Genomic DNA, 17,721 nt, shown 5'->3' with positions numbered 1-17,721 from the left:
GATCGGTCCGTCCCTCGCAAGCAGTGCAGAGGGCGCAGGGAATGCCGGGTGACAGCCTCACCCATGGCCCGCCTGCGGAAAAGAATGCAGGCGGCAGGTACCACAGGCAAAGCCGAAACACGCCGGCATTCCCTGCGCGATGGTCTTCACGCTTATACGCAGTCTCCCAGGTGCGCCGGGCTTGTTGGCCACCATCACCACGCGGCACGTCAGTGCCATCGCGGCTTGATACCAGCATCGGGGTATCAGGACGCTGCGACTTCACGTCCGCGAAGAATCGTTCGTCCACGCCCTCGTTGCCGACGACGCTGCGATCTCTCGCGGCCACCGCATCCCCGCCTCGCGTGTCGTGACGATCGCGCGCTACGCCCCTTCTGCTTGAGGCGGGATGCGGGAAGATAATCATGATTGCTGAAAAATAGCAAGTATGTTTTGATTTGGAGAAGGTCGCTCCAGCGAAGGTGCGCTCCCCTCCCCGCAAGGGGGAGGGGAGCGCGCCGTCTTCGCGGCCGGCTTTGCGGGTTCAATTACAACGCAAAAAAAAACGGCGGCCCGAGGCCGCCGTTGGAGTTTGAGACCACGCGATGGACGTGGTGCTCAGGAGGCTCGGAGCTGGACACGCTGGATCTTGCCGACGATCAGCAGATAGGCGCAGGCCGCGACCAGGGCGTTGAGGCCGACGAACACCAGGGCGCCGTTGAAGGAGCCGGTGGCCGACAGGATGTAGCCGATCACGATCGGGGTGGTGATGCTGGAGAGGTTGCCGAAGGTGTTGAACAGGCCGCCGGAGACGCCGCCGGCCTCCTTGGGCGAGGTGTCGGAGACGACCGCCCAGCCGAGCGCACCGATGCCCTTGCCGAAGAAGGCGAGCGCCATCAGGCCGACCACCAGGGCCTGGCCGTCGACATAGTTGCAGCCGATGATCGCCATCGACAGCAGCATGCCGCCGACGATCGGGATCTTGCGCGCCAAGGTCAGCGAGCCGGTCTTGCGCAGGATGGCATCGGAGATGAAGCCGCCGAGCACGCCGCCGATGAAGCCGCACAGCGCCGGCAATGTGGCGACGAAGCCCGCCTGCAGGATCGACAGGCCGCGCTCCTTGACCAGATAGACCGGAAACCAGGTCAGGAAGAAATAGGTCAGCGTGTTGATGCAGTACTGGCCGATATAGACGCCGAGCATCATGCGGTTCGACAGCAACTGACCGATATGCGACCAGGTCGGTCCGCCGGACGCCGCCTTGCCGTCGCGCGCGCCTTCCATGTCGACCAATGCGCCGCCCTGCTTGATGTAGTCGAGCTCTGCCTCGTTCACGCCCGGATGATCCTTCGGCCCGTACATGGTCTTGATCCAGATCAGGCCCATGATGATGCCGAGCGCGCCCATCACGGTGAAGACGTGGCGCCAGCCGAACTCATGCGCGATCCAGCCCATCAGCGGCGCGAAGATCACGGTCGCGAAATATTGCCCGGAGTTGAAGAAGGCCGAGGCCGTGCCGCGCTCGTTGCTCGGAAACCAGGCGGCGACGATGCGGGCATTGGCGGGGAAGCTCGGCGCCTCGGCGAGGCCGACCAGGAAGCGCAGCGCGAACAAAGCGGTGACGGCGGCGGCGCCGGAGAAAAAGCCGATCCACCCCTGCATCATCGTAAACAGCGACCAGATCACGATGCTGCAGGCATAGACCCAGCGCGAGCCGAAGCGGTCGAGCAGCCAGCCGCCCGGCACCTGGGCGAGCACATACGACCAGCCGAAGGCGGAGAACACATAGCCCATCGCGACGGGATCGAGATGCAGCTCCTTGGAGAGCGCGGGGCCGGCGATCGAGAGCGTGGCGCGATCGGCGTAGTTCACGGTGGTGACCAGAAACAACATGGTCACGATGAACAGCCGCACGCGCGATCGGCGCAATTCTGCCGTAGTTACGATTGCGCTCATGCGCGCTACCTCTCTTAAACGTTCCTCAAGAACTGTCCTAGAGGAGAGCAAGGGGCCGGGTCCAAACCGAAGCCTGTATCGATCGATGCAAAATTTGGATCGATGCCGGATGCTTGATGCGAATGAACCCGGTTCCCTGCTGCCGCGTCCAAGTCCTCGTTGAGACACACGGGGCATGAGGACGATGACGATCATCCGCGGAGGTTTCGCAGCGCTGCTCGCGATGCTGGCGACAGGCGCGCATCCGGTCAATGCGGCGACAACGCCCAAGCCGGTGGCCGGCCAGCAGATCCGTTTCGAGCAGGGGTATTGGAGCGGGCTGCCGCAGGCCGGGCCTGACGGCAGGGTCCGGCAATGCGTGATGGTGTCCCGGCGCCAGCGCAAGTCGGACGGCGGCGCGGTCGATACCCGCCTGTCCGTCAATATCAGCCGCGGTGCCGGGCTGGTCATTGCCGTCAACGACGATGGCCTGCCGCGCGAGCGCGTGCTCGATGATCAGGCGGAGATCATCATCGATGGGCGCGGCTTTCCCGCGGTAGCCTTCAATGTCGGTCCGGCCTTCGCTTTCCATCCTGGCGACGCCAAGGCGGCGATCGGGGCGCTCGGGAATGCAGTGAAGGTGACCCTGCGCTCGGATGGCGCGGGCATCGACACCGGCGCCGTGGCGATCGACCTGCCGGCCGAAGCCTTGGCGTGGCTGAAATCCTGCGCGGCGACGTTCGACATCGCGCTCGACCGGGCGAGCGATCCTGATGCGCCGGACCTGCCTGTGCCGCGGCCGCGTTCCGCGAAGGTCGCGCCGGCCAAGCCGACGCCGGCCGGGCCCGCGGGCATCGAGGACAAGCAGAAGATCGAAGGCTGGGATGCGTCCGAGTTGCGCAACGGCGACGGCACCATCTTCGTCTGCATGATCCGCCGTCACTATGCGACGGGAAGCGAGGCCGATGCGCGGCGGCTCGGCATCTTCCTGATGGCGAGCCGGCTGCGCGGCTTCTCGATGATGGTGAAGGACTCCCGTCTCAGCGGCGTGTCGAACAAGCCGGTCGAGGCGAGCTTCGCCGTCGGCAAGACCGATTTCCCTGATGTGACGACGCAGATGCAGGGCGGAGACGAGATCGGCATCTTCCCGCAGGCCGGCGGCCGGCTATTGGCCGCGATGGAGACGAGCCCGCTGGTGAACCTCAAGCCGGCAGGTGGCGAGTCCTACGAATTCTCGATGAGTCCGGGTGTGCTCGCTTGGCTGCGCGCCTGCGCCAGGCGCAACGGGATAGGGCTGGAGCCGGCCCAACGATAAGGCTTTGGCAGGGCGGCGACCGCCGCTCTGCCCGCATATCCCTTCTGTTCCGCCGGCTGGAAGTCGCCTGTGCAATGAGCTGAGCGCTGTTTGTCCGTGCTTGTCTCGGCCGCTGCCGCATGCACAATCCTTCGCGCAAGCGAAAGGGAGTCATCGCGCGTGAAGGCCGTCTACACCGAGCTGCATCGCAGCCACGATCCGCAATTCTATCTGGTGCGCGGCGTCGTCAAGCGCACCACCGAGCAGCCCGAGCGGGCGGATCGCCTTTTGGCGGGACTGAAAGCCGGCAATCATGACCTCGTCGCGCCGACGCAATTCGGCCAGGCTGCACGCGCGCGGGTGCATAGTCCGGAATATCTCAACTTCCTGGAAGAGGCCTGGGATGCCTGGGCCGCGCTCGGGGACGCCGGCACCGAGATGATCCCGAACATGCATCCGGTGCGCAATGCCGCGACCTATCCGACCCACATCGTCGGCCGGCTCGGCTGGCATACGACCGACACGTCGGCGCCCATCGGTCCGGGGACATGGGCCGGCGCCTGCGCCGCCACCGATGTCGCCGCGTCGGCAGCGCAACTGCTGCTCGATGGCGAGGACGCGTCTTATGCCTTGTGCCGTCCGCCGGGGCACCACGCCTATCGCGACATCGCCTCGGGCTTCTGCTTCATGAACAATTCCGCGATCGCGGCCGCGCATCTGCGCCAGCGCCACGAGCGCGTCGCGATCCTCGATGTCGACGTCCATCACGGCAACGGCACGCAGGGCATCTTCTATGAGCGGCCGGACGTGCTGACGATCTCGATCCATGCCGATCCCACGCACTACTACCCGTTCGTCTGGGGCTATGCGCATGAGCGCGGCGCGGGCGCGGGGCTCGGCGCCAACCTCAATATTCCGCTGCCGCTGAAGAGCGGCGACGACACCTATCTGAAGGCGTTCGAGACCGCGGCCAAGACCATCCATGCCTTCGCGCCCGGCGCACTCGTGGTCGCGCTCGGCCTCGATGCGTCCGAACATGATCCGCTCAAGGGGCTCTCGGTCACGACGCCCGGCTTCCGACGCATCGGGGCTGCCATCGCGCGGCTTGGTCTGCCGACGGTGTTCGTGCAGGAGGGTGGCTACCTCTCGGACATCCTCGGGCAGAACCTGACCGCGGTGCTCGCGGGCTTCGAAGAGGCGCGCTGACGCGAAGCTCACATCTGGCGAACGCATCATCGCCCGAGATGCTGGTCTCGATGGGCGGCGCGCAGCAGCGCCGGCCTTTGCTGCGCGCCGGTGCGGCTGCACCGGCAGCGGATCTGATGATGACAACGACAGTGGGGCTGTCCGCAACGCTACGGAGGCGATCATCCTTGCCGCCGGAGTTCCACGGGCCGTGAAAGTACAAACTTCTTTAATGTCCGAGGCGACAATGCGCCGCTTTCTGGCCACGGGGCCGCTTCAACGGAGAATGCGGACATGCATATGCCGAAGGCGGTCGAGCCGCGCTGCATCAGCGGTTGCGCCACGGCGCTTGATGGGTGACTCGTGGCGACGATCATCAAATTCCCGATGGCCGTTCGCGCCGAGCAGGCGGCCGTCGCAGCCGAGACAGCGGTCAGGATTCAACTCGTTCAGCTTCAGCGCACGGTGGACTCGTGGCGGCAGATTGTGCGGCAGCTCGATCTGCTGGCGCAGTCCGACGACGTGGGCGCGCTGAGCGAGCAGTCGCGTCATATTCGGCAGTTGATCGCCGACGCCGAGCGCGCGATTGCGCATGTGCAGGCCATTGAGGACGACGAGATCGTCGAGCGTCCAGCCCCCGACTAGCTCGCCAGCGCCTGCGGCGCGGGCCTGGCAAGCTGCTGCTCAGCGGCGCGCACAATTCCCATCGTACGCACGACGCTCGCCGGATTGACGCTGATGGAATCGATGCCGAGCCCGGCGAGATAGCTTGCGACTTCGGGATAGTTGGCCGGCGCCTCGCCGCAGATGCCGACATGGCGGTGGTTGCGATGCGCGCCTTCGATCGCGAGCTTCAGCATCGTCATCAGGCCAGGATCGCGCTCGTCGAAATCGAACGCGACGATGTCGGAATCGCGGTCGACGCCGAGCGTGAGCTGGGTGAGATCGTTGGAGCCGATCGAGAAGCCGTCGAAAAGCTTCGCGAACTCGTCGATCAGGATCACGTTGTTGGGGATTTCGCACATCATGTAGATCTCGAGCCCGTTCTCGCCGCGCACGAGGCCGTGCTCGCCCATTGCCGCGATCACCTTGCGCGCCTCCTCGACGCGGCGGCAGAACGGGATCATGATCTTGAGGTTGGAAAGGCCCATCGCGTCGCGCACGCGCTTCAGCGCTGCGCATTCCAGCGCGAAGCCGGCGGCGTAGGCCGGATGCGCGTAGCGCGAGGCGCCGCGGAAGCCGAGCATCGGGTTTTCTTCCTTTGGCTCGAAGTCCGCGCCGCCGATCAGGCTGGCATATTCGTTGGTCTTGAAGTCCGACAGCCTGACGATCACGGGACGCGGATAAAAGGCGGCTGCGATGGTGCCGACGCCCTCCGAGAGCCGTTCGATGAAGAAATCCGCGGGCTTCTTGTAACGCGCGGTGAGCCGCTTGATGGTCGCGCGGTCCTTCGCCGAGGTCACCTTGTCGGGCGAAGCCAGTGCCATCGGATGGATGCCGATCGACTGGTTGATGATGAACTCCATGCGGGCGAGGCCGACGCCATCGTTCGGCAGCAGGGCGGTCTTGAAGGCGAGCTCGGGATTGCCGAGATTGACCATGATGTGGGTGCGCGGCTTGTCCAGTCTGTCGATCGCGAGCCGCTCGACCGCGAAGGGCAGGGTGCCGTCATAGACGTGGCCGGCATCGCCCTCGGCGCAGCAGACGGTGACGGCGCTGCCCGTCTTCGCGCGCTTGCTGAAGTCCTCCGTTCCGACCACCGCGGGCACGCCGAGCTCGCGGGCGATGATCGCGGCGTGGCAGGTGCGGCCGCCATGGTCGGTGACGATGGCCGCCGCCGTCTTCATGACCGGCTCCCAGTCCGGACTGGTCGAGGCCGCGACCAGCACCTCGCCGGGCTTGAACGCGCGCAGGTCCCTTGCTGATTTGATCAGGCGGATCTTGCCGGCCGCGATCTTCTCGCCGACGGCGCGTCCCGTTGCCAGCACCTTGCCAGCCGTCTTCAGTATATACGTCTCGATCGATTCTGGCCGGCGCTGCGAGGCCACCGTCTCGGGCCGCGCCTGGATGATGTAGAGCGCGCCGTCGCGGCCGTCCTTGGCCCATTCGATGTCCATCGGCGTCGGCTTGCCGGCCTTGTGCGAATAGTGCTGCTCGATCGTGATCGTCGCCTGCGCAAGCTCCAGAACGTCGCCATCGGCAATGCAGAACTTGGCCCTGTCGGCGGGCGGCGTGGCCTCGGTGCGGGTGGGTCCGCCCCGCGCCCCCGCTTTGGCGTAGACCATTCGCTTGGTCTTGGCGCCGAGCCGGCGCGACAGCACGCAGCGAGAGCCGGCGGCGAAGGTCGGCTTGTGGACGTAGAACTCGTCGGGGTCGACCGCGCCCTGTACGATGGTCTCGCCGAGCCCATAGACCCCGGTGATGAAGGCAACGTCGCGAAAGCCGCTTTCGGTATCGAGCGAGAACATCACGCCGCTGGCGCCGAGATCGGAGCGCACCATCTTCATCACCGCGACCGACAGCGCGACCTTGTCATGCGCAAAGCCGTTGTCGATGCGGTAGGAGATGGCGCGATCGGTATAGAGCGAGGCGAAGCAGCGGCGGCAGGTCTCGAACAGATCCTTCGCCCCGCGAATGTTGAGGAAGCTTTCGTGCTGGCCGGCGAAGCTCGCATTGGGCAGGTCCTCGGCCGTGGCCGAGCTGCGCACCGCGACCGCGACGCCGCGGCCGTATTCCTGCTCGAGCTGCTTGTAGGCCTGGGCCACGTCGCGGCGCAGATCGTCGCGATCGGTGGCTTCGAACACGATGGCGCGGGCCTTGGCCGCGCGTTTTGCGAGGTCGGCGATGCGGCGCTTGTCGAGGCCGGCGAGCAGCCGGCGCAATTCGTCATCGGCGCCATCGGCGCGCAGCGCGTCGCGATAGCTCGCCGCCGTCAGCGCGAAGCCGTTGGGGACGCGGACGCCCTGCGACGCCAGCGCCGAATACAGCTCGCCGAGCGAGGCGGTCTTGCCGCCGACGTCGGGGACATCCTCGATGCGGAGATCCTTGAACCAGCGGATGGTGCCGGGTGCCGTCATCGCTCGTCTCCCGCATTGCAGCGCAGACAGTGAGTTTGTCGCGTTGCGCGGCCCACGCCTTGCGGAAGATCAAGCGGGACGGCCCGGAGCTACGTAGATCAGTCCATGTTAGAGTTCCCGCCTTGAATCGGAGGATGTCCAACCCGCGATGATGCCTGATGACGAGAACGAGGACGGCAATCGCGAATGGTCGCGGTTCTGGCTGACGGCACGGCATTTCTGGCTCGGGTTGCGCGCCTGGCGGGTCTGGCTGCTCTGCGCCGCCCTCGTCGGTCTCGTCGTGCTTCAGCTCTATGTCCAGTTCCGCTTCAATTACTGGAACAGGGATTTCTTCGACGCGCTGGAAGGTCGCGACCCGGCGCGGCTGCGGCAGCAGGCCGTCCTGCTGGTCCCGCTCTGTCTGTCGAGCGTCGTGCTGGCGATCGTCTCGGTGTGGGGCCGCATGACGATGCAGCGCAACTGGCGGCAATGGCTGAGTGCCGAAGTGATCGACTACTGGGTCGAGAACGATCGCTATGCGCGGCTCGCGACGGTGCAGGGCGACCAGAAGATCCCCGAATATCGCATCGCCGAGGATATCCGCATCGCCACCGATGCGCCGATCGATTTCGTGGTGAGCGTGATCTCGGCGCTGCTGACGGCGGTCGTATTCGTCCAGGTGCTGTGGCAGGTCGGCGGCTCCATCAGCTTTGCGGTGGCCGGGCTTGAGCTGTGGATTCCCGGCTATCTGGTGGTCAGCGTCGTCGTCTATTCGGGGCTGGTCACGGGAGCGATGCTGTGGGTCGGCGCGCCGCTCACCCGCGTCATCCAGACCAAGAACCAGGTCGAGTCGGAATTGATCACGGCGGCGCATCATCTGCGCGACATCGGCGAAGGCATCACGCCCAAGCAGGAGGAGCGCGGCGTCGTCGCGAGCATCTGGCTGGCGCTCGACCGGACGATTCAGCAATGGAAGCGGCTGTGCTGGCAATTGATGCGCAACACCCTGGTGTCGCATCTGAACACGCTGCTCGCGCCGATCATCGGCCTCGTGCTATGCGCGCCGAAGTTTCTCGGCGATCAGATGACCCTCGGCGAGCTCACCCAGGCGGCGGCGGCGTTCACGCTGGTGCAGGGCTCGTTCAACTGGATGGTGGACAATTTCAGCCGTGTCGCCGAGTGGATGTCGTCGCTGGAGCGCGTCGGCGGCCTGCTGCTGTCGCTCGACCGGCTCAACGGCGCCGGCGAGGCGGAGGTTACGCCGCCTCCAGCCGCACGTCAGCCAGCAGACGGCTGATATCGGCGGGATCGCACAGCGCCGTGCCGGTGCGGAGCAGGGCCGCGGCGCCGGCCGCGACCGCGAAGCGGAAGGCCTCCTCGAGCGCCGCGCGCGTGGCAAGTTTCGCCACCAGCGCGCCGAGAAAACTGTCGCCGGCGCCGACGGCATTGACCGCCACCATCGTCAGCGGCTGCGCGCGCAGCACGCGCTCCGGTGTCACCAGCAGCGCGCCGAGATGGCCCATCGTGAGCGCGACCATTCCGACCCTGCCGTTCGCGACGAGCGTGCGTGCCGCCGTCTCCCAGGCGGCCGCATCCGGCAGCTCGCCGCCGGCGAGGTCGCGCATCTCGTGCAGCGACGGCTTGATCAGGTCGACGCCGCCGGCCACCGCCGCCGCCAGCGCCGGGCCCGAGGTGTCGAGAATGAACCGCGCGCCGCGAGCCCGCGCGATGGCCGCGATGCGGGCGTAGTAGTCGGTCGGCACGCCGCGCGGCAGGCTGCCGCTGCCGATCACGAAGCGCGGGAACGGTTCGAGCCCGCTGAGCAACGCGAGGCCGGCTTGCCATTCGGGTTCCGTGAGCGTCGGTCCGGGCAGGATGAAGCGATAGGGTTGACCGCTCGCGCGCTCCAGGACGAAGAAATCCTCGCGCGTGTCTTCACGCGTCGCCCAGGTGCGACTGGCAACGCCTTCCTTCTCCACGAGCTGCTTCAAAAGCAGTCCGGTCGGGCCGCCGATCGGATAGAGCGCGGTGACATCGCCGCCGAGCCGGGTGATCACGCGCGCGACGTTGATGCCGCCGCCGCCGGGATCGCGCTGCTGCGTGGTGCCGCGCAGCTTCGCCACCGGCACGATGGTCTCGACCGTCGTCGAGACATCGACCGCCGGGTTCGGCGTGATCGTGACGATGTCGCTCATGGATCAGGTCGCGGGTGACCCGCCGTTGGAAGTGATGCTGGACTCGTAGAAAGATTTGAGGCCGAGAAAGCTGATATCCGGCTTGGTGACGAGATGCACCGGGATGGGCCGCAGATAGCTGTCGTAGCGCCCCTTGCTCTCGAACTGCCGGCGGAAGTCGGACTTGGCGAAGGTGTCAGGAAAGCGCGGCGGAATGCCGCCGGCGATGTAGACGCCGCCGCGGGCGCAGAAGGTCAGCGCCAGATTGCCGGCGACGGCTCCTAGCCAGGCGCAGAACATGTCGAGCGTGGCACGGCTGGTGGCGCAGCTGCCGTCGAGCGCGGCGTGGGTGATCGCGGCGGCGTCGCGCTTCGGCACGTTGACGCCGTCGACCGCCGCGATCGCCTGGTAGACGTTCTCGAGGCCCATGCCCGACAGCGCCCGCTCGATCGAGACGTGGCCGAAGCGCTCGCGCATCTTCGCGAGCACCGCGGCCTCGCGCGCGCTCGTCGCCGGCAGGGTTGCGTGACCGGCTTCGGTAACGGCGACGGTGGGACGGCCATCGCCCGGGAGATAGCAGGCCGCGCCGAAGCCGGTGCCCGGACCGATCACCAGCATCGGCGCGCCCTCGGCCGCCGCGCTGCCGCCGAGCGGATAGAGATCGTCGGGATGTAGCGCGGGTAGCGACCAGCCGACCGCTTCGAAATCGTTGAGCAGCTTCGCCGAGCGCAGATTGAACCGCGTCGCCAGTTCGGCGCCGTCGATCACCCAGGTCGAATTGGTCAGCATGCCGCGGTTGCGCTCGATCGGACCGGCGATGTCGAGCACGGCCGCGGTGGGCGGGCCGCCTGCGCCGTGCCGCGACAGGAAGTCGGTGATCGCATCCGCGATGGTCGGAAAGTCCGCGACCTTCAAATGCGCGACCTCGCCGATCACCCCGCGGTCGAGCAGCGCGAACCGCGCATTGGTGCCGCCGATATCGCCCAGAAGAACGCGCTCGCTCATCCCTCAATCTTCCGCCCGTTGTGCGGCCCCGGCGGGGCCGTTCGACCTCCGCCATGCCGCAATCTTCTCCGCATACCACCGCGCCGATGCCTTGGGAATGCGGCGCTGGGTGGCGTGATCGACATAGACAATGCCGAAACGCTGCGAATAGCCCGCCCCCCATTCAAAATTATCCAGCAGCGACCAGACGAAATAGCCGCGCACGTCGGCGCCGTCGGCGATCGCCTGTTCCATGGCGGCGGTGTAGGCGGCGAGATAGGCGGTCCGGTCGTCATCCTGGATCTGGTCGCCGGGACCGAGCACGTCATTGGCCGCCGTGCCGTTCTCGAGCACATAGATCGGCAGCTGGAACCGCCGGTGAATATCCAGCAGCGTATCGCGGAATGCTTTGGGCACCACCGGCCAGCCGATCGCGCTGCGCGGCACCGCGGCGGGCGCCGGGCCAAAGGCGGCGCCGATCAGATTGGTGCCTGCCTTGACGTAATGCGGCGAGTAATGATTGAGCCCGAACCAGTCGAGGGGGCGGGCGATCTGGGCCATGTCGCCTGGCAAGACATAGGGCGCGATGGCGTCCGTCAGATCCGGCGGATAGCAGGCAAAGGACTGCGGGAACGGAAAGGCATCGTTCCAATAGGCCGCGAGACGCAACGCCGCCGCGGCGTCCGCAGGCGCATCGGTCGCGGGGTAGCAGGGCTGGCGATTGTGGATGGCGCCGATCGACGCGCCCGCGACGTCCCGGCGCAGCACGTCGACGGCGCGGCCATGGCTGAGATTGACGTGATGAATGGCCTTGTGCAGCGCCGCTGCGTCCGCGATCCCCGGCGCATGCCAGCCGAGGCCGTAGCCGAACAGCGTGAACACGCAGGGCTCGTTGAAGGTCGCGAAGCGCTTGACGCGATCGCCAAAGCGACGCGCCACCAGCGCGGCATAGTCGGCGAACCAGCCGGCGATGTCGCGGTTTGGCCAGCCGCCAAGCGCCTCCAGCGCCTGCGGAAGGTCCCAGTGGTAGAGGCAGAGCCACGGCTCTATCTCCGCGGCCAGCAGCGCGTCGATCAAGCGGTCGTAGAACGCGAGGCCCGCCTCGTTCGCCGCGCCGCGGCCCTGCGGCAGCACGCGTGGCCAGGCGATCGAGAAGCGGTAGGCGTCGAGGCCGAGCGCGCGCATCAGCGCGACGTCCTCGGCATAGCGGTGGTAATGGTCGCAGGCGACTTCGGCATTGTCGTTGTGGCTGGCCCGGCCGGGGGCGCGCAGATAGACGTCCCAGATGCTGTCGGCGCGGCCGTCGAGATGGGCGGCGCCTTCGATCTGGAAGGCCGAGGTCGAGGCGCCCCAGACGAAGTTCGGACGGATGGTCATGATAAGAAGAGGCCTTGCGCTGCTGTAGTCAGGCCGATGTTGCCGATCCCCGCCATCGGGCCGTTGACCGGGATCAAGCGGCCCGCGCGCGTCAGCGGCGGTGTCCCGCGCCGGCGAGGGGGGATCATGCAGGCATTGGGCTTGCATCCCCGGCCAAAGCTGTAGAACGTGCGGCCGCCGAGAAATGGAGTTCCGGCTCGAATGAGCGTGTTTCTGTTGCGGCGATGCCTGACCCTGCTTGCGACCCTGGTCGGGGCGTCGCTGATCATTTTCCTGGTGCTCGATGCCCTGCCGGGCAATGCGGCGCAGATGCTGATGGGCGCCGACGCATCGCCCGATGCGGTCAGGGCGCTGACGATCAAGCTCGGGCTCGATCAGCCGCTGGCGCTGCGCTATTTGCAATGGCTCGGCGGGCTCGCCACCGGACAGCTCGGCAACAGCTATGCCTATGGCACGCCGGTGGCCGAACTGATCCGCGAGCGGCTGGCGATGACGATTCCGCTGGCAATCATGGCCATGGCGCTGACCACGGTGCTGGCGCTCGCGGCCGGCATCTACACCGCCGCGAACCACAACCGCATCGGCGATGTCGGCGTGATGTCACTGACTCAGATCGGCATCGCGCTGCCGAATTTCTGGTTCGCGATCCTGCTGATTCTGTTGTTCGCGGTGAAGCTGCAATGGCTGTCGGCCGGTGGCTTCCCCGGCTGGGAGGACGGCATCTGGCCCGGCCTGCGCTCGCTGCTGCTGCCGGCGGTGGCGCTCGCAGTGGTCCAGGCCGCGATTCTGGCGCGGGTGACGCGCTCCGCCGTGCTCGACGTGCTACGCGAGGATTTCGTCCGCACCGCGCGCGCCAAGGGCCTGACCAGGCGCGAGGTGCTCTGGCAGCACGTGCTGCGCAATGCGATGATCCCGGTGCTCACCGTGATGGGCCTGCAATTCGCCAATCTGCTCGCCGGCACCATCGTGATCGAGAACGTGTTCTATCTCCCGGGCCTCGGCCGCCTCATCTTCCAGTCGATCGCCAATCGCGATCTCATCGTCGTCCGCAACTGCGTGATGCTGCTGGCGGCCATGGTCATCATTGTCAATTTCGTTGTCGACGTGCTTTATGCCGTGATCGATCCGCGCATCAAGGTGCACGAGCTGTGAGTGCATCCGTGATCGTTCAGACCGGCGCAGCACCCGCGTCAAACGCGTTCTGGCGCCGCGCGCTGCGCCACCGCAGCTTCGTCGTCGGCGCGCTGCTCTGCCTGCTCGTGCTCGGCTCAGCCCTGCTGTCGCTGGTGTGGACGCCGTGGTCGGCCTATGAGATCGACGTCGCGTCCAAGCTGCGGCCGCCGTCCTCCGCGCATTGGCTCGGCACCGACGTGTTCGGCCGCGACATCGTCTCGCTGCTGCTGGTCGGCGCGCGCGCCACCATTCTGGTCGGCATCATCGCCGTCGGCATCGGGCTCACCTGCGGCGTCTGTCTCGGCCTCGTCGCCGCCGCGCAGCGCGGCTGGACCGAGGAGCTGGTGATGCGCTTCAGCGACTTCACCTTCGCCTTTCCCGCCGTGCTCTCGGCGATCATGCTGGCGGCCGTGATCGGGCCGGGCATGGTGACCTCAATCACCGCGATCGGCATCTTCCAGATCCCCGTTTTCGTCCGCGTCACCCGCGGCTCGGCCGGCGCGATCTGGGCGCGCGAGTTCATCCTGGCGGCGCGTGCCGCCGGCAAGGGCCGCTTTAGGATCACCATCGAGCACGTGCTGCCGAACATCCTGTCGATCCTGATCGTGCAGGCGACCATCCAGTTCGCGCTGGCGATTCTGGCGGAGGCCGCCTTGTCCTATCTCGGCCTCGGCACGCAGCCGCCGCAGCCGTCCTGGGGGCGCATGCTGAACGACGCGCAGACCCTGCTGTTCCAGTCGCCGAGCCTGGCCGTGTATCCGGGAGCTGCCATCGCGCTCGCGGTGCTCGGCCTCAATTTGCTCGGCGATGGTCTGCGCGACCTGCTCGATCCGCGTTTGGCGAGGCAGCGATGAACGCGAGCGATCAGATCCTGCTCGACGTCAAAAGCCTCGGCATCCGGCTCAACACCAGCCGCGGTCCGGCACAGGCGGTGCGCGAGGTCTCCTTCGCGCTCCGCCGCGGCGAGACGCTCGGCATCGTCGGCGAGTCCGGTTGCGGCAAGTCGATCACCGCGCTGGCGCTGCTCGGGCTGCTGCCCGACAGCGCGGTCGTCAGCGGCAGCATCAGGCTCGACGGCCGCGAGCTGGCCGGCTTGCCCGACGCGGATTACTGCAAGCTGCGCGGCAACCGCATCAGCATGATCTTCCAGGAGCCGATGACCGCGCTCAACCCGATGCACACGATCGGACATCAGGTCGCCGAGCCGCTGTTGCGCCACACCGGCTGCTCTGCGGCGGAGGCGAAACGCCAGGCGATCGCGCTGCTCGACCGCGTCGGCCTCCCGGATGCTATCAGGCGCTACGATGCCTATCCGCATCAGTTCTCCGGCGGCCAGCGCCAGCGCATCACCATCGCGATGGCGCTCGCCTGCAAGCCCGACGTGCTGATCGCCGACGAGCCGACCACCGCGCTCGACGTCACCATCCAGCGCCAGATCCTCGATCTCATCGCTGACCTCGTCGCCGAGCAGGGCATGGCGATGATCCTGATCTCGCACGATCTCGGCGTCATCGCCGAGAACGCGCAGCGCATGATCGTGATGTATGGCGGCACGGTCGTCGAGAGCGGCACCACGGACGCGGTGTTCTCGCGCATGGGGCATCCCTACACGCAGGGCCTGTTCCGGGCGCGGCCGCGGCTCGGTGCGCGCAAGGGCACGCGTCTGTCGACCATCGCCGGCTCCGTGCCGGAGCTGGCCGATCTTCCCACGGGATGCCCGTTCGCCGACCGATGCGCGCTGGTGATCGACGCCTGTCGCTCCGCGCTGCCGCCGCTGATCGAGATCGGCGCCGGACACGGCGTCCGCTGCATCCGAACCGACGCGTCGCTCGCGCGCGATCCCGTGGGGGTGGTGGCGTGAGCGCGGCCGTGAAGAATGTCTCCGAGGCGCCGCTACTGGAGATCAGGGATCTCGTGCAGCGCTACACGCTGCCGCGCGAGAGCCTGCTGCGTCCGCCGGGCCACGTTCTGGCGCTCAATGGCGTCTCGCTTCAACTGATGCCGGGCAAGAGCCTCGGCATCGTCGGCGAGTCCGGCTCCGGCAAGTCGACCTTGGCGCGGCTCATCATGGCGCTGGAGGTGCCGTCGTCGGGATCGGTGCTGATGTCCGGGCGCGATCTCGACCGTCTCCCGGCTGACGAGCTGCGCCGCGCGCGGCGCGATTTCCAGATGGTATTCCAGGACCCGTATGGCTCGCTCGATCCGCGCCAGACCATCGCGCGCATCGTCGCCGAGCCGCTGACCGCTTTGGAGAGCCCGGATCGCGACACCTTGCGCACGCGCGTCGCGGGCGTGTTGCGGCAGGTCGGCCTGCGCGACGCCGATATGGACAAATATCCGCATGAGTTCTCCGGCGGCCAGCGCCAGCGCATCGCGATCGCGCGTGCACTGATCACCCAGCCGAAACTGATCGTCGCCGACGAGCCGGTCTCGGCACTGGACGTGTCCGTGCAGGCGCAGGTGCTCAACCTGATGCAGGACCTGCAGGAGCAGTTCGGCCTCAGCTATGTCCTGATCAGCCATGACCTCGCGGTCGTCGACTATCTCTGCGACGAGGTCGCGGTGATGTATCTCGGCCGCATCGTCGAGCGGGGGCGGCCGGAGGATCTGTTCGGGCAGTGCGCGCATCCCTACACACGCGCGCTGCTGGACGCCGTGCCGCGCGCGCAGGCCGGGGCGGTCAGGCGCCGGCGCGCGGACGTTGCGATCGCCTCGCAGTCCCTGGGCACGGCCGGCTGCGCCTATGCGCCGCGCTGTCCGCTCGCCGATGCGCATTGCCGCGAGACCGCGCCCGCGCTGCGGGCATTGACGGCGCAACATTCGGCTGCCTGCCACCATGCGGAAAGCGTGATGGCGCTGCCGGCGGCGACGACTGCAGAACATCCGCCTCTTGTCTCCAAGCCGCTTTGACGCATAATTCGGTTCCGTCCGGGAGAAACGAACACATGTTGAAGAAACTATCCATCATCGCTTTGACCGCGCTCGTCGCGGCCGCTGCTGTGCCCGCCTCGGCACAGAGCAAGAAGGACAGCGTCGTCGTCGGCATGACCTTGGAGCCGCCGGGTCTCGACCCGACCAGCGCGGCTGCGGCTGCGATTGCCGAGGTCACGCTCTACAACGTCTATGAGACGCTGACCAAGATCAACGAGGACGGCTCGGTATCGCCGCTTCTGGCCACGAGCTGGCAGGCCTCGTCCGACCTGAAGAGCTACACCTTCAAGCTCGCCAAGGGCGTCAAATTCCAGAATGGCGAGGCGTTCGATTCCGCCGCGGTGAAGTTCTCGTTCGACCGCGCCGGCGCGGCCAACAGCACCAACAAGGACAAGGCGCTGTTCCAGGCGATGGAAGCCGTCAACGCGCCCGACGCCGAGACCATCGAGATCAAGCTGAAATATTCCGAGCCGAACCTGCCGTTCCTGCTGGGGCAGGCGACCGCCTCGATCGTCGAGCCGAAGAGCGCGCCGACCAATGCGACACAGCCGGTCGGCACCGGGCCGTATACGCTCGGCGCCTGGGCCAAGGGCTCATCGCTGACCTTGAACAAATGGCCTGAGTATCGCAACGCCGCCGCCGTCAAGCTGTCCAAGGTGACGATCCGCTTCATCTCCGATCCGGCGGCGCAGGTTGCCGCCTTGCTGTCGGGCGATGTCGACGCCTTCCCGCGCGGCACCTCGGCGCGCACCATCGCGCAGTTCAAGGCCGACCCGCGCTTCGCGGTGCTGATCGGCGGCTCCAAGGCGAAGACCATCCTCACCATCAACAACAAGAAGAAGCCGCTCGACGACGTTCGCGTCCGCCGCGCCATTCTTGCCGCGATCGACCGCAAGGCGCTGATCGAGGGCGCCGTCGACGGGCTGGGCACCCCGATCGGCAGCTTCTATGTGCCGGGCGCGCTCGGCTATGTCGATACGACGGACATCAATCCGTACGATCCGGAGAAGGCGAAGAAGCTGCTGGCGGAAGCCGGCGTCACCACGCCGCTGCAATTGTCGCTGCGGCTGCCGCCGCCGGCCTATGCGCGGCAGGGCGGCGAGGTGATCGCGGCGCAGCTGGCCAAGGTCGGCATTACCGCCAAGATCGAGAATCTCGAATGGGCGGCGTGGCTGTCGCAGGTGTTCAACGGCCCGCACGATTTCGACCTGACCATCGTCTCGCATGTCGAGCCGTTCGATCTCGTCAAGTTCACCGAGCCGAACTATTATTTCGGCTATCAGTCCGAGGCGTTCAACAAGCTCTATCAGAAGATCGTCGATACGCCCGCGGAGGCCGACCGTGCCAAGCTGCTCGGCGACGCCCAGCGCCTGCTGGCCACCGACGCCGCCGCCGGCTTCCTGTTTCAGCCGCAATGGATCACGGTGATCAACAAGAAGCTGAAGGGCGTCTGGAAGGACGTGCCGCAGTTCGAGAACGATTTCTCGAGCTGGAGCTGGGAGTGAGCGTAGCCGCCCTTCAAAGGGCGCCGCAGTGACACTGCAAAATACAGCGCCCTCTCCCACCCTGGCGAAGCTTTGCTTCGCTTTGGGGGAGAGGGCGCAGGAACTAACACTGACGCATTCAGTGCGTT

At 66.8% G+C, this 17,721-nt stretch carries 14 protein-coding genes; 9 read left to right on the top strand and 5 right to left on the bottom strand.

Annotation, left to right across the window (positions count from 1 at the left end):
• Positions 1-597: 597 nt before the first annotated feature.
• Positions 598-1,935 carry an MFS transporter gene (locus tag ACQR1Y_RS17690; protein ID WP_434856085.1) on the bottom strand — a complete coding sequence of 446 codons (1,338 nt, stop codon included), beginning with the start codon at positions 1,933-1,935 and terminating at the stop codon, positions 598-600.
• A 175-nt stretch (positions 1,936-2,110) separates the two neighbouring features.
• On the opposite strand from ACQR1Y_RS17690, the gene ACQR1Y_RS17685 reads away from it, so the two are divergent.
• The 3 genes from ACQR1Y_RS17685 (at position 2,111) to ACQR1Y_RS17675 (ending at position 5,038) form a co-directional block, all read left to right on the top strand.
• On the top strand, positions 2,111-3,229 hold the full coding sequence (locus tag ACQR1Y_RS17685; RefSeq protein WP_434877546.1) for a hypothetical protein: 1,119 nt from the start codon (positions 2,111-2,113) through the stop codon (positions 3,227-3,229).
• Positions 3,230-3,388: 159 nt separating this feature from the next.
• Positions 3,389-4,414 carry a histone deacetylase family protein gene (locus ACQR1Y_RS17680; RefSeq protein ID WP_434856083.1) on the top strand — a complete coding sequence of 342 codons (1,026 nt, stop codon included), beginning with the start codon at positions 3,389-3,391 and terminating at the stop codon, positions 4,412-4,414.
• Between the two features lie 342 nt (positions 4,415-4,756).
• Entirely contained in the window at positions 4,757-5,038 is a 282-nt protein-coding gene (locus tag ACQR1Y_RS17675; protein WP_434877545.1) for a hypothetical protein, read from the top strand.
• Here the strand turns inward: ACQR1Y_RS17675 and ppsA are convergent.
• Complete coding sequence (ppsA, locus tag ACQR1Y_RS17670; protein ID WP_434877544.1) at positions 5,035-7,470, bottom strand: phosphoenolpyruvate synthase; 2,436 nt, start codon at positions 7,468-7,470, stop codon at positions 5,035-5,037. The genes ACQR1Y_RS17675 and ppsA overlap by 4 nt on opposite strands.
• Positions 7,471-7,621: 151 nt before the next feature.
• Between ppsA and ACQR1Y_RS17665 the strand changes: the two genes are divergently transcribed.
• The gene (locus tag ACQR1Y_RS17665; protein WP_434877649.1) at positions 7,622-8,746 is read left to right on the top strand and encodes an SbmA/BacA-like family transporter; all 1,125 of its coding nucleotides are present in this window, start codon (positions 7,622-7,624) and stop codon (positions 8,744-8,746) included.
• On the opposite strand, the gene ACQR1Y_RS17660 is transcribed toward ACQR1Y_RS17665, so the two are convergent.
• Genes ACQR1Y_RS17660 through ACQR1Y_RS17650 form a run of 3 tightly spaced genes read right to left on the bottom strand, consistent with a single transcriptional unit; the run spans position 8,706 to position 11,984 of the window.
• Positions 8,706-9,644 carry a 1-phosphofructokinase family hexose kinase gene (locus tag ACQR1Y_RS17660; RefSeq protein ID WP_434877543.1) on the bottom strand — a complete coding sequence of 313 codons (939 nt, stop codon included), beginning with the start codon at positions 9,642-9,644 and terminating at the stop codon, positions 8,706-8,708. The genes ACQR1Y_RS17665 and ACQR1Y_RS17660 overlap by 41 nt on opposite strands.
• Before the next feature lie 3 nt (positions 9,645-9,647).
• Positions 9,648-10,628 carry a glucokinase gene (glk, locus tag ACQR1Y_RS17655; RefSeq protein WP_434877542.1) on the bottom strand — a complete coding sequence of 327 codons (981 nt, stop codon included), beginning with the start codon at positions 10,626-10,628 and terminating at the stop codon, positions 9,648-9,650.
• Between the two features lie 3 nt (positions 10,629-10,631).
• Positions 10,632-11,984, bottom strand: a complete 1,353-nt coding sequence (locus tag ACQR1Y_RS17650; RefSeq protein ID WP_434877541.1) for a GH1 family beta-glucosidase — start codon at positions 11,982-11,984, stop codon at positions 10,632-10,634.
• Between the two features lie 201 nt (positions 11,985-12,185).
• Between ACQR1Y_RS17650 and ACQR1Y_RS17645 the strand changes: the two genes are divergently transcribed.
• The 5 genes from ACQR1Y_RS17645 to ACQR1Y_RS17625 are packed head-to-tail and all read left to right on the top strand — an operon-like array spanning position 12,186 to position 17,593.
• A complete protein-coding gene (locus tag ACQR1Y_RS17645) occupies positions 12,186-13,136 on the top strand; it encodes an ABC transporter permease (protein ID WP_434877540.1) in 951 nt (316 codons plus the stop codon).
• A gap of 8 nt (positions 13,137-13,144) precedes the next feature.
• On the top strand, positions 13,145-14,011 hold the full coding sequence (locus tag ACQR1Y_RS17640) for an ABC transporter permease (protein WP_434877539.1): 867 nt from the start codon (positions 13,145-13,147) through the stop codon (positions 14,009-14,011).
• The gene (locus ACQR1Y_RS17635; protein ID WP_434877538.1) at positions 14,008-15,018 is read left to right on the top strand and encodes an ABC transporter ATP-binding protein; all 1,011 of its coding nucleotides are present in this window, start codon (positions 14,008-14,010) and stop codon (positions 15,016-15,018) included. The genes ACQR1Y_RS17640 and ACQR1Y_RS17635 overlap by 4 nt, the downstream gene beginning before the upstream one ends.
• Positions 15,019-15,026: 8 nt before the next feature.
• Positions 15,027-16,067, top strand: a complete 1,041-nt coding sequence (locus tag ACQR1Y_RS17630) for an ABC transporter ATP-binding protein (protein WP_434877537.1) — start codon at positions 15,027-15,029, stop codon at positions 16,065-16,067.
• 35 nt (positions 16,068-16,102) lie between these two features.
• Positions 16,103-17,593, top strand: a complete 1,491-nt coding sequence (locus ACQR1Y_RS17625; protein WP_434877536.1) for an ABC transporter substrate-binding protein — start codon at positions 16,103-16,105, stop codon at positions 17,591-17,593.
• Positions 17,594-17,721 lie beyond the last annotated feature (128 nt).

Source organism: Bradyrhizobium sp. HKCCYLRH3099 (genome assembly GCF_051167855.1).
In the GTDB taxonomy this organism is placed as follows: domain Bacteria; phylum Pseudomonadota; class Alphaproteobacteria; order Rhizobiales; family Xanthobacteraceae; genus Bradyrhizobium.
The sequence above is the reverse complement of the archived record's forward strand: the minus strand, read 5'-3'. Positions and strand labels throughout refer to the sequence as shown.